Raw genomic sequence first — 21,625 nt, 5'->3', positions numbered from 1 at the left:
CAACAAACCTGACCTGAGGATCATTGTGGCAACCGAACGGCACTTTCGCCCGGTGCAATCCTGCAAAAATCTTGCCTGATTCTCCAGCCATCTGGAGCTTTATGCAGCAATGCGGCACACTGCGTTTTTTGCTGCCCGAGAGAGTGCCATGCCGAACGATGCCCTTTGCCGCCAGCTGGCCCAGCGCGTGATCACACTGATGCGCGAGCCACAAAAGCCGCTGTGTGCGGTGGAAAACGTACGGTTGATCTACGCTGAGGAACCGCTGCCGCGCACGCCGATGTTGTATCCGGCGGGCATCGTGATCCTGTTTCAGGGACACAAAACCGGCTACCTCGGCAGCACGGTGTTTCGCTACGACGCCACCAAATATCTGATGCTCACGGTCACGCTGCCGGTGGAGTGCGAAACTGACGCCACGCCGCAGCAGCCGCTGGCCGGCATGAGTCTCACCGTGGATCCGGCCAGTTTGCAGGATCTGCTGTTAAGCATTGGCGATGACGAGCAGTTTCAGCCGCAGCCGCAAACCTCCGGCATTCACTCTGCGTTCCTGAGCGAGGAGATGCTGTGCGCCGCAGAACGGCTGCTGGATGTGATGGATAAACCGCGTGACGCCCGCGTGCTCGGCCCGCAGCTGGTGCGTGAAATCATCTATTACGTACTGACCGGGCCGATTGGCGGCGCGCTGCTGTCGCTGGTGAATCGCCAGACGCAGTTCAGCCAGGTGGCCCGGGCGCTGCGCCGCATTGAGAACCACTTTGCTGAAAGCCTGAGCGTGGAAATGCTGGCGGCAGAGGTCAACATGAGCGTCTCGGCGTTTCACCATAATTTTAAGGCGGTGACCCAGACCTCGCCGCTGCAGTATCTCAAGCGTTACCGTCTGCATCAGGCGCGATTAATGATGCTGCAGGATGGGCTGAAGGCCAGCGCCGCCGCCGTGCGCGTCGGCTATGAAAGCCCGTCACAGTTTTCGCGGGAGTTTAAACGGTACTTTGGCGTGACGCCGGGAGAAGAGGCGAGCCGCGCGCGCCAGACCGGGGCGCTGCAGCCGTTTGACGCCGCCTGAAACGGCGGCGCTTCACAGAGGTCAGGCTTTCTGGCGCCGCTTTTTCCAGATCACCACAATGCTGCCGCCGAGGCCGAGAAACAGCAGCACAATAGGCAGCACCATCAGGATCGCCATCACCTGATCTTCGTGGCGCTTGATAAACGGCACCTGGCTGATGCCGTAGCCCATCGCTACCACAATTCCGACCCACAGCGCGCCGCTCAGCCAGTTGAAGAACTGAAAACGCCCGTTCTGCAAACCCGAAATGCCCGCCATGGTCGGCAGCAGCGTGCGCACGAAGGCCAGAAAGCGGCCAACCAGCAGTGCCATCAGGCCGTGGCGGTTGAACAGGTGCCAGGCGCGCTGATGGTACTGCGCTGGCAAATGCATCAGCCAGCTTTTGACGATTTTAGTATTACCAAGCCAGCGCCCCTGCAGATAGCTTAGCCAGCAGCCGAGGCTGGCGGCGGTGGTCAGAATCACCATGGTCGGCACAAAATCCATCACGCCTTTGGCGATCATCGCACCTGCCAGCAGCAGCAGGCTGTCGCCGGGCAGGAACGAGGCAGGCAGCAAACCGTTTTCCAGGAACAGCGTCAGAAACATCACGCCGTAGACAATCCACACTACATCCGGATTGGCCAGCGCGGCAAAATCCTGATGCCACAGCGCCTGGACAATCTCATGTAAAACACCCATCAGCTATCCCATCGAGTCACAAGGCTTGTATTTTAACCGTCCGGGACAGCGTAATCGTTGATCTCCGCTACGCCGCACCGGATGGTTTAAGTTTGGTTTATCTTTTTACGCTTTCAGGCGGGCAAAACCGGCTTTCAGGTCATCCAGCAGATCGTCAACGTGCTCGAGCCCGATATGCAGACGCACCAGCGTGCCGTCAAAATCCACGCCGCCCGCCGGACGAATTGCTGCCAGCTCTTCCGGCTGGTTCGCCAGAATCAGCGATTCAAAGCCGCCCCACGAGTAGGCCATACTGAAATGGTGGAAGCGATCGAGATAATTTGCCAGCTGCGCCGGGGTGAGTTTTTCATGCAGGATGAATGAGAACAGCCCGCTGCTGCCGCTGAAGTCGCGCCGCCAGAACTCGTGGCCTTTGCACTGCGCCAGCGCCGGATGGTTGACGCGCGCCACTTCCGGCTGCGCCGCCAGCCACTCGGCCACGCGCAGGCCGCTCTCTTCGTGCTGACGCAGACGCGTAGCCAGCGTGCGCAGGCCGCGGCTGGCCATGTACGCGGTGTCTGCATCCACCATCTGGCCCATCAGGTAGGAGTTTTCGCGCAGCTGCGCCCAGCAGCGTTCGTTGGCGACCGCAGTGCCGATCATCGCATCGCTGTGGCCGATGATGTATTTAGTGCCGGCCTGGATAGAAATGTCGATACCATGCTCCAGCGCGTTAAACAGCACGCCCGCCGCCCAGGTATTATCAATCATGATCACCGCGTCTGGTGCTTTGGCGCGCACCGCCGCGACAATCGCCGGAATATCCTGCACTTCCATGGTGATGGAAGCTGGTGATTCGAGGAACACCACGCGGGTGTTCGGCTGCACCAGTTCGCCGATTTCACTGCCGATGCAGTGATCGAACCAGGTGGTAGTGACGTTAAGCTTCGCGAGAATTTTGGTGCAGAAATCCTGGGTGGGTTCGTACACCGCGCCGCTGACCAGAATGTGATCGCCGCTGGTGACAAACGCGAGGATGGCATTGGCGACCGCGGCCGCACCGCACGGATAGAGCACGCAGCCGGCGCCGCCTTCCAGTTCGGTCATCGCATCCTGGAAGGAAAAATGGGTGAGGGTGCCGCGCCGGCCATAAAACAGTTCACCGCTGGCGCGTCCGGCGGTGGCGCGTTGTTTGTCCGCGACGGAGTCAAAAACCAGTGAGGATGCGCGCTGAATGACGCTGTTAACCGAGCCCTGAGTGTAACGTTTGCTGCGTCCCGCGGTGACAAGCCGGGTATCAATTTTTTTCGTTGCCATCACTGCCTTTCCTGACACGTCTCACAAAGCATTCAACTTACCACGAATCGCGGCGCGGGGTTGAGCCCGTTTGCCGAATATCAGAGTGACGCCAGCACAATCGCGGAAAGAGGCTGATTGCGGCTTTTATTACGCGGCGGAAAAACAAAGCGCAATAAATTGCGCCGCTACAACCCGTGCGGTATTTTTGCTTAATGCCACAAGTCGCACCGCATCGTAGCGGCGCGATTTATCGCGCAACCGTGCCTGTTGCTCCATCCCACAGACCGCACCCAACCGTAGCGGCGCGATTCATCGCGCAACCGTGCCTGTTGCTCCATTCCGCAAACCGCACCAAACCGTAGCGGCGCGATTTATCGCGCAACCGTGCCTGTTGCTCCATTCCGCAAGCCGCACCCAACCGTAGCGGCGCGATTTATCGCGCAATCGTGCCTGCTGCTCCATTCCGCAAACCGCACCGAACCGTAGCCGCACAATTCATCGCGCAACCGTGCCTGCTGTTCCATCCCAAAGACCGCACCAAACCGTAGCGGCGCGATTTATCGCGCTAAACATTGCGCCGTATCAATTCAGCGGGTTACAGCTTTGTAAATAGTAATGAGAACCACTATCACTTCGGTCGGTTTTTTTGCTATGATCCGCGCTTCAATCGTGAACGGTGCAACAGAAGTCGGAGACGCAGCGTGGTAGCCAGTGACTTGATGCAAACGGACCTCTCCGTTTGGGGCATGTATCAGCATGCCGATATCGTGGTAAAAATTGTGATGATCGGCCTGTTGCTGGCCTCGGTCGTTACCTGGGCGATTTTCTTTGGCAAATACGCGGAGCTGAGCGGGGCGAAACGTCGCCTGAAGCGCGAACAGCTGGCGCTGGGCGAAGCGCGCTCACTGAATGACGCGTATCGCGCTGCCGAAAACTTCAAAGCCAACAGCCACAGCGCCGTGCTGCTCGCCGACACGCGTAACGAACTGGAACTCTCTGCCGGCAGCGAAGACCTCGACGGCATCAAAGAGCGCACCAGCTTCCGCCTTGAGCGTCGCGTCGCGGGCTTCAGCCGCCACGCCGGTCGCGGTAACGGCTTCCTCGCCACCATCGGTTCCGTCGCGCCATTTATCGGTCTGTTCGGCACCGTGTGGGGCATCATGAACAGCTTTATCGGTATCGCGAAAACCCAGACCACCAACCTCGCGGTGGTGGCACCGGGCATCGCGGAAGCGCTGCTGGCGACAGCGATTGGCCTGGTGGCGGCAATCCCGGCGGTGGTGATCTACAACGTCTTCGCCCGCATGATCGCCAGCTACAAAGCCTCACTGGGCGACGTGGCGGCGCAGGTGCTGCTGCTGCAGAGCCGCGATCTGGACCTCGGCAACGTCGATACCGCAAAAGAAGTTAACCGTCCGGCGGCGGCCCAGAAACTGCGCGTAGGATAAGTATTATGGCGATGCGTTTAAACGATGATGCGGTCGGCGATGGCGAAATGCACGAAATCAACGTGACGCCGTTTATCGATGTCATGCTGGTGCTGCTGATCATCTTCATGGTCGCTGCGCCGCTCGCCACGGTGGATGTACGCGTCAATCTGCCTGCCTCCACCAGCGCGCCGCAGCCGCGTCCGGAGAAGCCGGTTTATCTGTCGATCAAAGCGGATAAACAGATCTACATCGGTAACGATGCGGTGACCAAAGAGACGCTGGTGAACGCGCTCACTGCGCAAACCGAAGGTAACAAAGAGACCACCATCTTCTTCCAGGCGGATAAATCAGTCGATTATGAAACGCTGATGTCGGTGATGGATCAGCTGCGTGAAGCGGGTTATCTGAAGATTGGTTTGATGGGCATGGAGACGGTGAAGAAATAGTTTCACCGGCGTAATACCAGCACCATATCTGTAGGGTCGTCATTCATGACGACCTTTTTTATTATGGCGGCCCGAGCAGGCCGCCATGTCATTATGCGGTGGCAAACTGCGGTTAAACCAGATTCACCGTTACGCCGTCCTGCACCAGCAGTTCCGCGTCGCCGTGGCTGAACACATGGTACTGGTTGCCAGCGATGGTCACGGTGCCGGTTTGCTGCGTCCAGCCGCTGACCGCTTCGCCTTCCGGCAGGATGTCGCTAAGCTGCACTGTTTCTCAGGCATGATTATCAATCATTAACTGCGTCTTACCATCATCGATAAACTGATCCTGTTGTCCTTGCTCAAGGATTTCATCTGGATCAATTTGTAATAAACTATTGATGGCATCGTCATGTTGTTCATCAATCTGATTAATCGTTGTATTAACAATCGGAACGGCTTTTTGCCATATAAAATTATCTAAATACAATCCTCCTAAGTCACGCACCTCAATATCAAACTTAGTAAATAACCCTTCATCGATAGAGAACTTATGGTGCAATACCCCTTCTGGTACGGAAACTTTTTCTGAATGTATGATGTTATTATCTTTGTCATAAAAATTTATTATGTAATAGCCTTTATTTCCACCTATAACGTTCAATTCTAAAATTTTCGATGGTGGGACAGTGAACTCTGCTTTAGAGTTTTCTCTCATTATAAGATTATTGCCCGTGTAAGCTTGATTGCCGACATAATAATAGTGGTTTGATAGTTGTACAACTCCGGCTAAAGGCTTCATAGCAAAATCACTTTTGAAATTATATTTGCTGTATAAGTTAAATTGACTGCCAACCCCTACACTAGGATAAGGTTTAGGTATGTGGCTTCCTAAAGATGATGGTAAACCCTCAAAATTACAACCGCTATTAACGTAATTGTATTGCTGTATATTTATAACATAGCTATCGCTGGTTTTATCGCTATCTATCGTCGAGACCGTAAACGCCCACGAGCCGAATTTAAGCGGTGGAGGGGTATAATTCCAGTCGCCTTTGTCGTTTGAGAAGACAGAAACTGTAAATGTGTCCTTACCGTCTGTATATTTGATAACCACAGTACTGTTTGCTTCCGCAACGCCAGAAAGAGTGGGAGTTCGGTCATCGGTTTCCCCGCCATTACGGATTATGCCTGTTGATGTTCCCTCATCATCCCAAACAGATATAATTTTCGGCACTATTGTGCCAGATGTTATAATCTGCAATTCGAAGGTTTTACCAGAGGGAGTATATGTGGCGGAAGTCCCTGACTGGAATTCATAAAGGCCTTCTGTCAAATTTTTACTTTCATAAGTCCATGTTCCATCTGCTTTAGTTATTACGCTACCCAATAAGTCCCACATGCCGGTTAGGTTGCGGTAGTGTATATAGACAATATTATTAGCTTCGGCACGGCCGTATAAAGTAGGAGTAGTATCGTCTGTAATCGCACCAGAACCGAGCATACCGGTAGACGGACCAAAATCATCGTAAGCATGAGTAATCTCAGTGCGAGTTGATGCCGATAGATCAATATTAAGTATGAACTCGTCAGTCCAGCCGCTACTATCATTGGCTCGGAACTCCCAGGTACCTGCACTCAGCGCCGGATTCGGTGTCCAGCCCCAGCGGCTACCGTCCATCACTGCGTTGCCTGCATCGATCCATTCGCCTTTATCATTTCGATACTGGATTCTCACCGTGCTACCTGCTGGTGCGTTACCGCAAAGCTCTGGTGTGGTGTCATCAGTCAGTCCGCCACTTTTCAATTCGCCAGTTGCATTGCCGACATTATCTATTGCGTGAGTGATTTCCAGAATGGCGCCGGGATCGGGCGGGGTTGAGCCATCTTTTCCGATGATGATACTAAAAGCATCCGAAACCTCACCCTCGCGCACCTTACCGGCAAAGGTTTCATTCGCCACCAGCGTCAAATCATGCTGGCCGTCGGTAAGGTCAACCTCCGGCTCGATCTTCCACATCCCGGTATTTTCATCCGCCTTCGCGCTGCCGATAACCGTATTGCCTTCTTTCAGATAAACAATCACGCCTTTTTCCGCGATACCGGTCAGGGTGGGGCGGCGGTCGTCGGTCATCTTGCCAGAATCGAAGCTGCCGGTGATGTCACCCTGATCGTCGTACATGTTCAGCAGCGTCGGCGCTGCTGGCGGCGTGGTATCAACAATCAGCGTACGCAGACTGGGCGTACTGACGTTGCCGGCCTTATCAACCGACTGGAAAGACATGTTGTAGTAACCATCCTCCAGCGGCGTTGCAGGTGTCCAGCTCCAGTAGCCGTTGGCAGGGTCGATATCTACCGTAAAGGTCTCTTTGCCGACGGTAATCAGCATGGTGCCGCCCTTACCGATTTCTGAATTTGCATAGCCAAAAAACGTGGGGGTGTTGGTGTCGCGCTCGAGGTATTTCACCTCTTCATAATTGAACAGTTCCATGGAGATTATTCCTGTGTTTTTTTACGTCGGGTCCACCGCAGCGAGGGCCGCTGCGCCTTGTTACAGAGAGCGCATTTTGTAATAGATGATGTAACACGCCGTATGAGATACGTCCCGAAGGGAGAAAAATCCGAACGGATTAAAAACAGGGGTAAAGGGCAGGATTATGCCGTGCTGCGCGCACGGCATCGGGGGATTACACCAGCTCGATTTTCACGCCGTCCTGCACCAGCAGTTCCGCGTCGCCGTGGCTGAACACGTGGTACTGGCTGCCAGCGATGGTGACGGTGCCGGCATGCTGCGTCCAGCCACTGACCGTTTCGCCTTCCGGCAGGATGTCGCTGAGCTGCACGCTGTCGCCAGCCTGGCCGCTGACCCGCATCTGGGTTTTGCCGTCGTCAATGAACAGGCCCTGCTGACCGGCTTCCACCACGTCACTGAGCGTCAGGCCGAGCGGGGCGAGCGCGTTGATTTCCACCTCGCCCGGCGGCGTGGCGTCCACGACGATGCTGTACGCCGGCAGGCCAGCGTCGTAAGCGCCGTAGCTGACGCTGAGGCTGTGCGAGTCATCGCTGAGCTCTGGCGTGATAAAGCGCCAGTTGCCGTCTGCGCCGACCTGCACGCTGCCGATCAGCGTGCTGCCGTCGTAGACGTTGAGCACGCTGTTGGCCTCGGCGACGCCGCTCAGCTCCGGCTGGCGGTCATTAGTGATGCCGCCGTTGCTGACTTCGCCGATATACAGCGCCACGTCGTCATACACGCGGAGGATTTCTGGCGTGTGCTGGCCGCCCGGCATCAGGACCAGCTCAAACGTATCGCTCCACTGGCTGTCGCCCTGCGCCTGCGCGGCAAACGACCAGACGCCGTACTCCAGCGCCGGCGGCGTGAAGCTCCAGTTGCTGTCCGCGCCCACCGTTACCACTGCTGAATGGGTGAACTCGCCGAAGGCACCGTAGCGCACCACCACGGTGCTGTTGGCTTCGCCGCGCCCGCTAAGGGTTGGCGTGGTGTCATCGGTGAGCGCGCCGCTCAGCAGCGTGCCGGTGACCGGGCCAAAGTCGTCAGTGGCGTGGGTCAGCGTGGCGTGCAGCGCGTCGCTGCCGGCGAAGGCGATGTCGAGCGTAAAGCTGTCGCTCCAGCTGCCTTCCTGACCGGCGCGAAACTCCCAGCTGCCCGCTTCCAGCTCAGCCGGTGGCGTCCAGCTCCAGCGGGAGCCGTCCATCTGCGCCGCGCCGCCGTCGACCCATTCGCCGCTGGCGTTACGGTACTGCACGAAAACCGTGCTGCCCGCCGGGGCGCTGCCGTGCAGCTGCGGCGTGGCGTCGTCGGTGAGCGCGCCGCTCAGCAGCGAACCGGTGACCGGGCCGGCATCATCCACCGCGTGGGAAATCACCGTGGCGGCAGCGCCGTCGCGGCCAATCAGCAGCTCAAACGGCGCAGACGGTTCGCCCTCGCGCAGCTTGCCGTTGAAGGTTTCGACCGCCACCAGCGTCAGCTGATGGGTGCCGTCGCTCAGGTCGGCGTCCGGCTCCAGCGTCCAGATACCGGTGATGGCGTCGGCCTGCGCGCTGCCAATCACCGTGTCGCCCTCTTTGAGGTACACCACGGTGCCCTTTTCCGCGACGCCGGTCAGGGTCGGGCGGCGGTCGTCGGTCATGCGTCCGGCGTCGAAGCTGCCGGTGATGTCGCCCTGGTCATCGTACATATTGAGCAGGCGCGGCGCGTCCGGCGCCGTGTAGTCGACCACCTGAATGAACTGGGCGGGGTCACCGATGTTGCCGGCGGCATCAATCATGCGCACCGACACGACGTGTTCGCCTGGTGTCCAGTCGGCGGGCGGCGTCCAGCTCCAGCGGCCGTCCGGGCCGACAATGACTGTGTACGGCTTGTTGCCGTCGATGACGATTTCCGCAAAGCCGTTGCGCGCCTGCGGACTGGTGCCGCTGTAGCCGCGGCGCGGGTCGTCGGTGTAGCGGTAAGTGGCGTTAAGAATCTGGTTCATGATGGCTCTCCCTTACACCAGCTCGGTTTTCACGCCGTCCTGCACCAGCAGCTCAGCGTCGCCGTTGCTCCAGACGTGGTACTGGGTGCCGGCAATGGTCACGGTTCCAGCCTGCTCGGCCCAGCCGTTTTGCTCACTGCCCTCCGGCAGGATGTCTTCGAGGCGCACGGTATCGCCCTGATTGCCGTTGACGATAATTTGCTTAGTGGCATCATCAATCGCCAGGTTCTCACTGCCGTGCCTGAGCACATCCTGCAGGCTCAGCGTCAGGGCGTTATTGCCGGCGTTGTCCATCTGAATCACGCTGGTTTTGCTGCCGTCCTCCACCTGGTCGGCAAAAATCACCGTCTGATCTTCGCTGTTGACCAGCAGCTGATAGAGCTGATTATCGGCGTCGAAAACCTGGATCGGGTCATAGAGGTCGTTTTCGTCAAACAGATACAGTTTGCCGCCGTTGGTGTTGACCTCCGGATGAACGTATTCGCCCCACTTGATGTCATCAATGGTAAAGCCGGCATCATTGTCATCCGTTGTGGTTTCCTGGCCCAGCACCAAATCGATATGACCGATCTTTTTACCCGGTGGTGCAATAAACTGATAGGTGTCAGGAGCTGTATTAGTACGGTAACCTACGGGTGCAATCATTTCACGGTAGAGAATTTCGCCGGTAGTTGAATAAACAATAATCTCATGCTGATTGGCTGAGTGAACAGTGCTTAGCGCAAACTCGATCTTTTCTGTGCTGCCAAAGTCATACGTGTAAGTGGAGTTATCGCCTAATACAAATGCACGATGTTCACCATGGCCATTAAAAACTCTGGAGGCTCCTATATTTGAAACTACACCCTCATGCGCTTTTCCAGAAAAACTGACGCCACCCAGTAAAACGTTAACCCGCGTCATGTCGAATTTGAAGTCAATGTCGTATTTGTCAAATGACTCCAGGCCAGAGCCAATATTGAGGCCCCAGGCAATGTGATCAATGGTGAACCCTCCATCATTAGTATTTTCAGGTCCGGAGTCATCTCCGACAATGAAGTCAATTTTTGATATCATTTTTCCGGGCTGAGCTATATATTCGAATTTTTCATATGTGTTATCTGTGGCTTTCAATGGACCTTCGAATAGTAATTCTCCTGTTGTGGAAAATATTTTTATTTTATGACGCTCAGGATGGAATATATGATTGTAATCAAAGGATATCTTATCGGTTTTATCGAAATCAATTTGATAATGAGAGTTGTTTTTTAAATACAATGAGTTATGACTATTTATTGCTGCATTTTCATACACTTCTGCTTCAGAGCCTGAAAAGGTTCTAAATATCAGTCCACTACCTATTGTTTCATCTTTGTTCAGTGCATACTTTTTACCTGCTGTAAGCGTGTCGAAAGTTTCGAACCCATGGTTGAGATCGCTAACATTTATATTAGAGTATCTTTGAGTAATAATGTTATCAATACCATACGCAGTAAGTGAACCTATAATATGAATCTCAGCATAGCTGATCTCTGAGTTGCCCGAACTAAATTGCAATATCTCTCTGGTATTACTTCTTTCACCATGGGGATAAACTCGTCCAAGTTCTTTCCCATTCTCATCAAAGAAACTGATATATGACTTGGTACTTTCCCAATCAAGCGCGGTGAGTTCAAAGTAATTTATTTTCTCCTGGAAATTTACTTTCTGGACAAATTCATTAACATTGCTATCTTTTCGGATGACGAAAAACCCGCCCCAGCGCTCATGATCTTCTATTGCTGTAGTGACATTATCATGCTTTTTATAGATAAATGTCAGATTTCCGTAATTCACATTTTTCGTGATATTGACAGGGGTAATGTCTTCAAAGTTGTAAACATGAGTAATGGTTTCACTGTCAATAATATTTAACGAATAATTTGCACTGTAGCTATTGCCATTAGTGGTTTTCGCCCTGAAATCCCAGTTACCATATTCCAGCTCTTCCTTGGGCGTAAACGACCAGCGACCATTCGCATCCGCAACCGTTGACCCGCTATGCCAGGTTTTGCCGTCGCGTGAGTACTCAACCTGCACAACCGCATTCGCCTCGGCACTGCCGCGCAGCTCCGGCTGAGTATCATTGGTCAGCCCGCCCGATTTCACCTCACCGGTGATTTTGCCCACATCATCCCAGGCCATAGATATTTCTGGGGCGACGCTGCCCGGCGCCACAATCTGCAGCCCAAACGGTTTACCGTTCGTATCACGTGTGCCAGACGTTCCCGCCTGGAACTCATACGTCCCTGGAGAAAGGCGGTCAGTCTCATACTCCCAGCGGCCATCGGCGCCGGCAGTCACGCTGTCCAGCAGTTCCCATGCGCCCAGCACGTTGCGATAGTGAATATATACCAGGCTGTTAGATTCGGCGCGGCCGTGCAGGTTTGGCGTACGGTCATCGGTAATCGCGCCGTTGCCCAGCGTGCCGGTGAACGGGCCAAAGTCATCGTAAGCGTGAGTGATTTCCGTTTTTGCCGCCGGTGCGAGATCGATATCCAGCTTAAATTCGTCGGTCCAGCCGCTGCCGGCGTTGGCGCGGAATTCCCAGTTACCGGCACCCAGCGCCGGGTTTGGCGTCCAGCTCCAGCTGGTGCCGTTCATTACCGCATTGCCGCCATCGATCCATTCACCTTTATCGTTGCGGTACTGAATGCGCACCACGCTGCCTTCCGGCGCGCTGCCGCGCAGCTCTGGCGTGGTGTCATCGGTGATGCCGCCGCTTTTCAGTGAGCCGGTCAGGCTGCCAGCATTATCGATAGCCTCAATGATTTTGGCCACGCCGCCCGGATCGCTCGGCACGTCGCCGTCTTTTCCGATGGTAATGTTAAACTCATCGGATACTTTGCCCTCACGCACCTTACCGGCGAAGGTTTCCGCAGCCACCAGCGTCAGGTTGTGACGACCATCCGCCAGATCCACCGTCGGCTCCAGGGTCCACAGACCGGTTTTCTCGTCAGCTTTGGCGCTGCCGATCACGGTGTTGCCCTCTTTCAGATACACCACGGTGCCTTTTTCGGCGATACCGGTCAGGGTCGGGCGGCGGTCATCGGTCATTTTACCGGCGTCAAAGCTGCCGGTAATGGCGCCCTGATCGTCGTACAGGTTGAGCAGCGTCGGTGCGGCCGGCGGCGTGGTGTCAACGATCAGCGTGCGCTGTGACGGCGTACTGAGGTTACCGGCGGTATCGATGGTCATAAAGGAGAGGCTGTATTCGCCGTCGGTCAGCGCTTCCGGTGGCGTCCACTTCCAGCTGCCGTCCTGCGGGTTGATGTCGACAAAGAAATTCCTGTCGCCAAGCGTAATCATTACCTGGCCGCCTTTACCCACTTCTGAATCGATTTTACCGAAAAACGTTGGGGTGTTGGTGTCGCGCTCGAGGTACTTCACCTCTTTAAAATCAAACAGATCCATGGAGATTATTCCTGTGTTTTACGTTGGGTTTATTGCAGCAAAGCCCGCTGCGCCTTGTTATAAAGTGCGCATTTTGTAATAGATGACGTAAAACGCTGTATGAGACCTGTCCCGAAGGGAGAAAAGTCCGAACGGGTGAAAAGCCGGGAAAAGAGGGCAGGGTGATGCCGTGCTACGCGCACGGCATCGGGGGTTACACCAGTTGTAATTGCACGCCGTCCTGCACCAGTAGTTCGGCGTCGCCGTGACTCCAGACGTGGTATTGCGTACCGGCGATGGTCAGGGTGCCGGTCTGCTGCGTCCAGCCATCGACCGCTTCGCCTGCCGGCAGGATATCCTGCAGCTGTACGCTGTCGCCCGGCTTGCCGTTCACCAGCAGCTGGGTGCTGTCATCCTCAATGAACAGGCCTTTGCCGCCTTCGCTCAGTAACTGGTGCAGCGTCAGCGCGTCCGGCTGGGCTTCATCCTGCGCCTGCTGATCGAACGCGGCGTCAGGGCTGACGTCGAGCACGAATTTGCTGCTCCAGTTGCTCTTCATCTCACCGGTCGAGGCGCGCGCCTGATATTCCCACACGCCAGGCTGATGCAGATACGGCGAGGTGAAGCTCCACTTGCCGTCGGCATCGACCAGCACGCTGCCGGCGTGGCGCAAGCCTTCACCCTGCACGCCATATTCGATCTCAATCACCTGGCCCGGCGTGCCGCTGCCGTGCAGCGTTGGCGTGGTGTCATCGGTTGAGTCGTGCTGATAAACCGGCCCCTGCAGCGGGCCCGCGTTGTCCCAGGCGTAGTCGATAGTCGGTTCCAGCGGCGCGCCGGGGATCACCAGCAGTTCAAACTTATCGCTCCACGCGCTGGCTTTACCATCGGCCACGCCGCGCGAGCGGAAACCCCATTCGCCAAAATAGGTCAGTTCGAAGCCGGCGAACTGCCAGTTGCCCTGCGCATCGACCGTCACGCTGCCCGCGCTGTGCCAGCCGCTGTTACTCAGGTTGTACTCAATCTCAACGATGCTGCCCGGCGCACCGCGACCTTCCAGCACCGGCGTTTTATCGTCGGTGGTGCCGCGATGGTACACCTGGCCGGTATGGGCGCCGGTATCGTCACGCGCACAGTCGATAGCCGGACGCAGATTCTCCAGCGCCGACATATTAAGGCTGAAATCCGGGCGGTAGTCGTCTTTGCTGTTCTCGTAGGAGGCATAGAAGGTGTAGATGCCGTCACCGCTGATCATCGCGCGTGACTGAATTACCCAGTCGCCGTTGGCATCGGTTTTAACGCTGCCTTTATAGCCGATGCCGCCGTGATCGTTCTGCGCGAACAGATAAACGATGCTGTTCGGCTCCGCGCGGCCCACGATCAGCGGCGAGAAGTCGTCGGTGGTGGAACCGCTGGCGAGCTGGCCCTGTACGGTGCCGACATCGTCAATCGCGTAGCTGATGGTCGGCGGCACCGGTCCGCTCTCAACCACGGTGACGTCGAAGTGGTTAGAGGGTTCGCTGACGCGGCCAAACTCGTCGGTCGCGGTGACGGTTAGCTGATGCCCGCCCGCGCCCAGCAGCGGCTCCAGCGACCATTCGCCGCTTTTACTGGCCACGGTGCTGCCAATCAGCCTGTCGTGATCGTACAGCCGCACCGTGCTGCCCGGCAGCGCATAGCCCTGCACTTTGGGTGTGGTGTCATCAATGGTGTGACCGCGCCCGACCGGGCCGGTTTCGCTGCCGACGTCGTCAAACAGCGCGGTGATCGCCGGTTTGTCCGGCACCGAGAGTGCGACGTCAACAGAGAACGGATGCGGCTCACCGCTGTCGCCGATGCACGCCACCATGTCGTGGCTGCCTTCGCTCAGCGAGAACGGCGGCTGAAATGACCAGCTGCCGTCGGCGGCAATCGGCGTGCTGTAGCGGTGATCGTTGATAATGAATTCAATGATTTCACCGGCCTGCGCCGGCAGGCTGCCGCTCAGCAGCGGATAAGGTGTGCCCACTCGCAAGGTATTAATGGATGAAAAGGGGTCAAAGCTGAGAGGTGTTAGCATAAGTATTCTCCACCAAAATCATCAACGGCGTGATTACCGTTACCTGCCCAGCATAACGGGGGAGGGGATGGCGGCATGTACCAGAATCGTCTCGTTTCTAAGACTGATCTTAATAAGTTCTGCTAATGAAAAGCGCATTAAAAAGAGTGGGATATGGCTCATGATATTGCTTGTTGAGGTTTGATATCGCTGAATTTATGTCACTAGTAAAGTCGATAGTCTGTGCTGCACCTGTCACCTGGAAAGCCCAGAATTATTAACTTTCCTCATAAGCTGATCGGACCGGCCGTGTTAACTATTTGTTACCTTTGTTTGTACTTTTGTAAAGTGCAATGGTGAACAGGATCACATCTATTCACGCGCCGGCAGGCTAAAACAGGAGAAAAACCAGGAAGGACGATATGAGCTCAAGTCACGCTTTACAAAAGTCATCGCAGGGCGGTGCCAAAACCATCTTTAGCGTTACCAGCGGTAACTTCCTTGAGATGTACGATTTTATGGTGTTTGGCTACTACGCCACCGCCATTGCAAAAACCTTTTTCCCGGGCGACGATCCGTTTGCCTCGCTGATGCTGACGCTGATGACCTTTGGCGCCGGCTTCCTGATGCGTCCGCTCGGGGCGATTATACTGGGGGCCTACATTGACCATCACGGCCGGCGTAAAGGGCTGCTGCTGACGCTCGGCCTGATGGCGCTCGGTACGCTGACTATCGCGCTGGTACCAGGCTACGCCACGCTGGGCGCGGCGGCTCCGATTCTGATTCTGCTGGGTCGCCTGCTGCAGGGTTTCTCGGCGGGCGTGGAGCTGGGCGGCGTCTCGGTTTATCTGTCTGAAGTGGCTCCCAAAGGCCGTAAAGGCTTTTACGTCAGCTGGCAGTCGGGCAGTCAGCAGGTAGCGGTAATCTTTGCCGCGCTGCTGGGGCTGGGGCTTAATCATCTGCTGGCGAAGGACGCGGTGACCGAATGGGGCTGGCGTATTCCGTTTGTGGTCGGTTGTCTGATTGTGCCGTTCCTGTTCTGGATTCGCCGCATGCTGGAAGAGACCGAAGCCTTCAGCCAGCGCAAATCGCACCCGTCGATGGGCCAGATTGTGCGTTCCGTGGGACAGAACTGGGCGCTGGTGCTGGCCGGCATGCTGATGGTGGTCACCACCACGGTGATGTTCTACATGATTACCGCGTTCACCCCGACCTTTGGTAAAACCGTGCTGATGATGAGTGACAAGCAGAGCTTCCTCGTTACGCTGTTTGTCGGCATCTCTAACCTGTTCTGGCTGCCGGTGATGGGCGCGCTGTCGGACCGCGTTGGGCGGCGGCCGCTGCTGATTACCTTTACCGTGTTGATGATCCTGACAACCTGGCCGGTGCTGCACGGGCTGGTGGGATCGCCGACCTTTGCGCACCTGGTGGAAGCGGAGCTGTGGTTATCGTTCCTGTACGCCAGCTATAACGGCGCGATGGTGGTATATCTGGCGGAGATCATGCCGGCTGAAGTGCGCGCTTCGGGCTTTTCGCTGGCCTACAGCCTGGCGACCGCGCTGTTTGGTGGTTTTACGCCGGCGATTTCGAGCTATCTGATTCATGCTACAGGCGATAAAGCGATGCCGGGCGTCTGGCTGTCGTTTGCCGCAGTGTGCGGCCTGGTGGGCACGCTGCTGATTGGCCGCATGGTGAAACAGTACCAGGCGCGGCACAGCGCAACGGTAGTGGGCGCGTCGCTGTAGTTCGAGTTGGTATGCGCTGGGCCTCACTTTAACTTTCTCCCACTTGCCCTCACCCTAACCCTCTCCCGCACGCGGGAGAGGGAACCGCTCGGTGCGGGTTTGCAGACCTGCACTTCACCTCAACACTCGCTTGGTTGGCTCCTTCTCCCGCTGGCCCTCACCCTGACCCTCTCCCGCACGCGGGAGAGGGAACCGCTCGGTGCGGTTTCGCAAACCTGCGCTTCACCTAAACATCCACCCGGTCGGCTCCTTCTCCCGCTGGCGGGAGAAGGCGGGGGATGAGGGGGCAAGCCTGCTCCTGCTCTGCGCGCTGGCCCTCACCCTAACCCTCTCCCGCACGCGGGAAAGGGAACCGCTCGGTGCGGTTTCACCAACCTGCACTTCACCTCAACACCCGCTCGTTCGGCCCCTTCTCCCGCTGGCGGGAGAAGGCGGGGGATGAGGGGGCAAGCCTGCTCCTGCTCTGCGCGCTGGCCCTCACCCTGACCCTCTCCCGCACGCGGGAGAGGGAACCGCTCGGTGCGGTTTCGCAAACCTGCGCTTCACCTAAACATCCACCCGGTCGGCTCCTTCTCCCGCTGGCGGGAGAAGGCGGGGGATGAGGGGGCAAGCCTGCTCCTGCTCTGCGCGCTGGCCCTCACACTGACCCTCTCCCGCACGCGGGAGAGGGAACCGTTCAGTGCGGTTTGCAGACCTGCGCTTTACCTCAACCCCCGCTCAATCGGTCCCTTCTCCCGCTGGCGGGAGAAGGCGGGGGATGAGGGGGCAAGCATGCTCCTGCTCTGCGCGCTGGCCCTCACCCTGACCCTCTCCCGCACGCGGGAGAGGGAACCGTTCGGTGCGGTTTCACAGACCTGCACTTCACCTCAACGCCCGCGCGATCGGCCCCTTCTCCCGCTGGCGGGAGAAGGCGGGGGATGAGGGAATCACCCACTCCTTACCCACCCGCTAAAACGCCACATCCACCACCACGCTATCGCTGTAATTGCCCGCTGCGGGCGTATTCTGCGTAGTCAGAATCTGCGCCGTATAGGTAAAGTTGCGCGTCACGGTATCCGCGTTGAGCGATGTCGAGGTCGCGCTGCTCCAGCGGTCGCTGCCGCTCGGGCCCCAGCGATTGGTGTTGGTGGTGCCTTTATAGATATCGTACGCCAGCCGGTTAGTGCCGCTCGCCATCTGGCGCGTGGTGCCGCTGTAATAGCTGCCATTACTCAGTCCCACCGTATACGTGCTGCCCTTTGAACACACCACGTTAATCGTCTGCTGCACAGTAGAAAAACTACCGACCAGCGGTGCACTGCCGAAGCTGACGTTCGGCGCCGTAATCGTGGTGCAGTCGTTGGTGATGACCATATTCACGGTGATCGGCATCGCCGTCCCGCTGCTGCTCTGCACCGTGCCGACGCACACGCCGGCCACATTTAACCCGGCACACACATTATAACTCACCGTCAGCGTGATGGTGGTGGTGTAACTGCCGGCGGCAATCACCTGGCCAGGCACGGTGCGGAAATAGAGTGGAATGACAAAATTGAGGCTGTTGCCGAGCGCCAGCAGCGCGGAAGAGTTCCAGCGATAGCTGCCGCCCTGGCGCAGTTCGGTGGCACAAGCGCTGTCGATGCACAGCTGAATCGGCACGTTATCGGTGCCGCTGGCCGATGCCTTCATGGTGGCGCGCGTGCCGCTCAGGTAGTTGGCGGTGGTAAACGCATAGGCGACGTAATCGCTGCCCAGCAGGTTGAGCGTGCCGGTGCCGCAGTTAACGTTGGTGTTACTGGAAGTATTGACCGCCGTCGACTGCACGTAAAACGTGGTTTGCGTGCCAAAGCTGGCGCTGGGGGCCGAAAGCGAACAGAGCGCGTAGCTGCTGGCCGGCAGCAGCCACAGCAGCAAGAACAGAAATTTCCTCATGGCGAGATCCCTGACTGTGAGTTGTTGGCGGCATTCACTGCCATACCGGGCGCGGCAGGTGGCAGCGGGCATGTGAGTGGACCGTAAGTCTGCAGCGCTTTAGGCTGCCCCTCAGCAATAGCCAGCGTGGTCTCGCACTGGCGGCCGTCCGGCGTCACCACGCGCATCGGGTTGCTGGCGCTGAGATCTTCCATCCACACGAGGCCGTCCCAGCCGACATATTCGGTGGCGCGATCGCGGCGCAACACCTGGCTGGAGACCGGCAGCGGCTGGCCGTTGCTGTCGTGCAGGATCACGCTGGCGGCGCGCAGGCGCTCCACCGGGAAATTCAGCAGATAGCCACTTTTGCGCTTCACCGCGAAGCGCTGCTCCACTCTCGGCGCGGTCATGTCAGCCGGCAGATCGAGGGTATCGATATCGTACTTCGCGCCGTAATAGCTGCTGATGGACGGCACTAGCAAATAGCCAGCGTCATCGGTGCGGCCCATCGTCTGGTTTTCGTAGCGCACCGTCACGTCCGGATAGCGGGTTTTCACTACCACAAAGGCATCGTTGATGTTGTTGGCGGCGAACACATGGTTGTCCATCAGCACCAGCGAGCCGGTGAAATCAGCCCACTGCGTGGTGTTGTCATCGTCGCCGTAAAAGCCAGCGGAAGTATCGATCTTGTTGTTGCGATAGCGCAGGCTGCCCTGACGATAATCGCCGCTGTCGCCGCCCTGATGCGCCCATGACGCATCGTAAGCAAAACCGCCGTCGCTCGGCATGGCGCGCGACACGTACAGGCGCTGATTGCTTTGTCCCTGCTGATCGCGCTCGACGCTGATCGATGCGCTGCTCTGTTCGCCAAACGGAATCACCAGCGAAATCGCGCCGCTCCAGTCGCCCTGTTGCTGGTCGCGGCTGGCGGAGATGTACAGACTGCTGTTGCCCCACAGGTTTTTACTCCACGATAAATTCCACAGGCGGGTGCGATCGCCGCTGCCGCCGGCGATGTCCAGATACGCCAGACCGAGGCTGCCGTACTGGCTGAGCGACAGGCTGGCGGTGTACTGCGCGCTGCGTCTGGCGAGCGAATAGCTGGTATTGGCGCTGTCGCCGCGGCTGCCGACCAGCGCCAGGTTGCCGAAATCCGCGCTGCGCAGCGTGTGCTGGGTGCCGAGGCTGAACCAGCTGTTGTTGTACTGGTAACCCCAGCTGTACTGGGTGCCGGGCCTGCCGTCCAGCTGGCTCTGCGCCAGCGCGGCGTTGATGACGCCCAGGCTGCCCAGCTTCACCAGCGCGCCGGCACCGCCCATCGCCACGTCGCTGCTGCCTTCGGCATGCGATTCCAGCGTCAGCCAGTCGCGCAGGCCGTAACGATAGGATCCGCTGGCCGCCGCTGCGCCGTAATCAAAGTTTTTGATGCCGTAGTTCTCGCGAATCGCCCCGGCGGAGAAGGCGTAATCGGACAGGCCGGTTTTCAACAGGCTGCTGGAGACGTAGAACGGCAGCGTTGTCGTCACCTGACGACCGACCGCGTCGGTGGTGGTGATCACCGCATCGCCCGCCCCGTTAACGAACGGCACATTGGTCAGCGACCACGGCCCCGGCTGAACGTTGGCCTGCGCGCTGCGATAGCCATTGATAAACAGATCGACTGACGACGGCACCGCCGCCTGGCCGCTAAAGGCCGGCAGCGGGTAGGTGACCAGATCCGGTCGCACGCTGAAGTCACGCGCGATCTGCACGCCGCCAAGGCGCACGCTGTTGCTCCAGCCCAGCGCATCCGTAATCAGATCGCCGGCGCGCCAGCTCAGCGCGGCGTTCTCGTTCTCGTTGCTGTACCAGGTGTCGTAGCGAATGTAACCCTGCTGCTGGCCGCTGGTATCGCCCGCAAGCTGCTGAATATAGACACCGTTACTGGAGAACTGGCCGGCCGGACCGAACAGGCGCAGCTCGTTCCAGCTGGAGAGGCGCGAACCGGCGTTGTCGGTGCGCGTAGCGTAGAAGTCGTAGTTGAGCAGCGCGCCGTTGCTGGCCTGGCCGGGATAGCGCGGACCGTTTTGCGGCTGACCGAGCGTCTGCTCTGGCAGCCAGGCGGGCGGTACCGTCAGCAGCAGGCGCTGACGGCGTTCATCGTATTCCACTTTAACCTCCCCCAACTGACCGGGAGCGACCTGTTCGCCAGCCAGCTTCGCCGCCGGAATGCCGGCGCGCTGCAGATCGCCGCTGCGCAGCCAGAACTCACCGTCGCGCCGCTCGACCGGCACAATCTCGCCCCGTTCGCGCTGGTTCACCACCAGTTCCAGCATGTATTGCTGGCCGCTGGCGCTGTGGCTGACGGCAGGCGGCGGTGGCAGCTCAGAGAAAGTCTCTGCGCTGCTCAGCGGGGAAAAACACAGCACGCTGGTCACCGCCAGCGCGCAGGGAGGCGGCGTCAGTTTCATCAGCGCGCGGCAGCGCTGCGCCAGTGAGTTTTATTCACCTCGGCCGCGAGTTCACCGCTCACAGGGCTGTTCAGCGGCCAGCGGTGGCTGCTGTTAGCCAGCACATAGCCAAACAGGCCGTTGCCGAGCGCGCGACCGCCGACGGTGACGTTGCTCAGGCGCGCGTGGCCGTTGCCGCGATTGGTCAGCTCCAGCCAGCGTTTGCCGTCGCGGCTGACCTGACGCCAGCTGAGATCGGCTTTGGCGCTATCGCGCGTCAGGCCATCGCCATAGACAAACAGCGGCACCGAGTAGCGCATCTGAAACGTCAGCCCGGCCTGATTCTCGCCCGGCGAGCGCGGCGTCGGGATCTCATCCAGCACCACGCGATAGGCTTGCTCCACGCCCGCGGGCGGCGCGCTCTGGCGAATCAGACGCACCAGCTGCTTCTGCCCCGGCTCCAGCCGCACCATCGGCGGGCTGGCGACCACCTGCTGCTGCGTTTGATACTGCTCCTGGCCGTCAATCTGCTGCCAGTTGAAGATGCGCACCTGCATGATGGTGGTGGCGTTACCGCGATTCTCCAGCCACAGTTCACTGGCTTTTTCCTGCGGATTGATGGCGGGATCGATCGGCCAGATCATCAGCGAGTTGGCCGCGAAGCTGGCGGGCGACAGGGCCAGAAGAAACCACAGAAGCAGGGCGCGCAGGCTTATCATCTTTCATCCTTTTTATGCTG

14 protein-coding genes are annotated in these 21,625 nt (G+C 57.9%); 4 read left to right on the top strand and 10 right to left on the bottom strand.

Annotated features, from left to right (window positions below):
• Positions 1-148: 148 nt before the first annotated feature.
• Positions 149-1,066 carry an AraC family transcriptional regulator gene (locus tag KOL70_RS21445; protein WP_058771382.1) on the top strand — a complete coding sequence of 306 codons (918 nt, stop codon included), beginning with the start codon at positions 149-151 and terminating at the stop codon, positions 1,064-1,066.
• Positions 1,067-1,087: 21 nt separating this feature from the next.
• On the opposite strand, the gene KOL70_RS21440 is transcribed toward KOL70_RS21445, so the two are convergent.
• Both KOL70_RS21440 and metC read right to left on the bottom strand, forming a co-directional pair.
• A complete protein-coding gene (locus tag KOL70_RS21440; RefSeq protein ID WP_021509591.1) occupies positions 1,088-1,747 on the bottom strand; it encodes a DedA family protein in 660 nt (219 codons plus the stop codon).
• A 105-nt stretch (positions 1,748-1,852) separates the two neighbouring features.
• A complete protein-coding gene (metC, locus tag KOL70_RS21435) occupies positions 1,853-3,043 on the bottom strand; it encodes a cystathionine beta-lyase (protein WP_021509590.1) in 1,191 nt (396 codons plus the stop codon).
• Positions 3,044-3,744: 701 nt separating this feature from the next.
• Here metC and exbB point away from each other — a divergent pair.
• Positions 3,745-4,473, top strand: coding sequence for a tol-pal system-associated acyl-CoA thioesterase (gene exbB, locus KOL70_RS21430; RefSeq protein ID WP_031280126.1), 729 nt, complete (start codon positions 3,745-3,747; stop codon positions 4,471-4,473).
• A 5-nt stretch (positions 4,474-4,478) separates the two neighbouring features.
• Positions 4,479-4,901: a TonB system transport protein ExbD gene (exbD, locus tag KOL70_RS21425; RefSeq protein WP_021509588.1), complete on the top strand. Its 423-nt coding sequence runs from the start codon at positions 4,479-4,481 to the stop codon at positions 4,899-4,901.
• Positions 4,902-5,013: 112 nt separating this feature from the next.
• On the opposite strand, the gene KOL70_RS21420 is transcribed toward exbD, so the two are convergent.
• The 5 genes from KOL70_RS21420 to KOL70_RS21400 all read right to left on the bottom strand — a co-directional run bounded on the left by KOL70_RS21420 (position 5,014) and on the right by KOL70_RS21400 (position 14,843).
• A complete protein-coding gene (locus KOL70_RS21420) occupies positions 5,014-5,169 on the bottom strand; it encodes a hypothetical protein (RefSeq protein WP_215481560.1) in 156 nt (51 codons plus the stop codon).
• Between the two features lie 6 nt (positions 5,170-5,175).
• Positions 5,176-7,371 carry an Ig-like domain-containing protein gene (locus tag KOL70_RS21415; protein ID WP_215481559.1) on the bottom strand — a complete coding sequence of 732 codons (2,196 nt, stop codon included), beginning with the start codon at positions 7,369-7,371 and terminating at the stop codon, positions 5,176-5,178.
• A gap of 196 nt (positions 7,372-7,567) precedes the next feature.
• The gene (locus KOL70_RS21410) at positions 7,568-9,373 is read right to left on the bottom strand and encodes an Ig-like domain-containing protein (protein ID WP_215481558.1); all 1,806 of its coding nucleotides are present in this window, start codon (positions 9,371-9,373) and stop codon (positions 7,568-7,570) included.
• Between the two features lie 12 nt (positions 9,374-9,385).
• Positions 9,386-12,805 carry an Ig-like domain-containing protein gene (locus KOL70_RS21405; protein WP_215481557.1) on the bottom strand — a complete coding sequence of 1,140 codons (3,420 nt, stop codon included), beginning with the start codon at positions 12,803-12,805 and terminating at the stop codon, positions 9,386-9,388.
• A gap of 193 nt (positions 12,806-12,998) precedes the next feature.
• Positions 12,999-14,843, bottom strand: coding sequence for an Ig-like domain-containing protein (locus KOL70_RS21400; protein WP_216864149.1), 1,845 nt, complete (start codon positions 14,841-14,843; stop codon positions 12,999-13,001).
• A 401-nt stretch (positions 14,844-15,244) separates the two neighbouring features.
• Between KOL70_RS21400 and KOL70_RS21395 the strand changes: the two genes are divergently transcribed.
• Complete coding sequence (locus tag KOL70_RS21395) at positions 15,245-16,567, top strand: MFS transporter (protein WP_021509584.1); 1,323 nt, start codon at positions 15,245-15,247, stop codon at positions 16,565-16,567.
• Positions 16,568-17,515: 948 nt separating this feature from the next.
• Here the strand turns inward: KOL70_RS21395 and KOL70_RS21390 are convergent.
• From KOL70_RS21390 to KOL70_RS21380, 3 genes are read right to left on the bottom strand one after another with little or no spacing between them, the layout of a single operon-like run.
• Positions 17,516-18,478: a spore coat U domain-containing protein gene (locus KOL70_RS21390; protein ID WP_215481556.1), complete on the bottom strand. Its 963-nt coding sequence runs from the start codon at positions 18,476-18,478 to the stop codon at positions 17,516-17,518.
• Positions 18,475-20,907: a fimbria/pilus outer membrane usher protein gene (locus KOL70_RS21385; RefSeq protein ID WP_215481555.1), complete on the bottom strand. Its 2,433-nt coding sequence runs from the start codon at positions 20,905-20,907 to the stop codon at positions 18,475-18,477. The genes KOL70_RS21390 and KOL70_RS21385 overlap by 4 nt, the downstream gene beginning before the upstream one ends.
• The gene (locus KOL70_RS21380; protein ID WP_215481554.1) at positions 20,907-21,605 is read right to left on the bottom strand and encodes a molecular chaperone; all 699 of its coding nucleotides are present in this window, start codon (positions 21,603-21,605) and stop codon (positions 20,907-20,909) included. Before KOL70_RS21380 ends, KOL70_RS21385 begins: the two co-directional genes overlap by 1 nt.
• Between the last annotated feature and the right edge of the window lie 20 nt (positions 21,606-21,625).

Origin of the sequence: Pantoea sp. B270 (genome assembly GCF_018726825.1) — a bacterium.
GTDB classification, from domain to species: Bacteria; Pseudomonadota; Gammaproteobacteria; order Enterobacterales; family Enterobacteriaceae; genus Pantoea; species Pantoea dispersa.
Note: the sequence above shows the minus strand (reverse complement) of the source record. Positions and strands in the feature narration are given on the sequence as shown.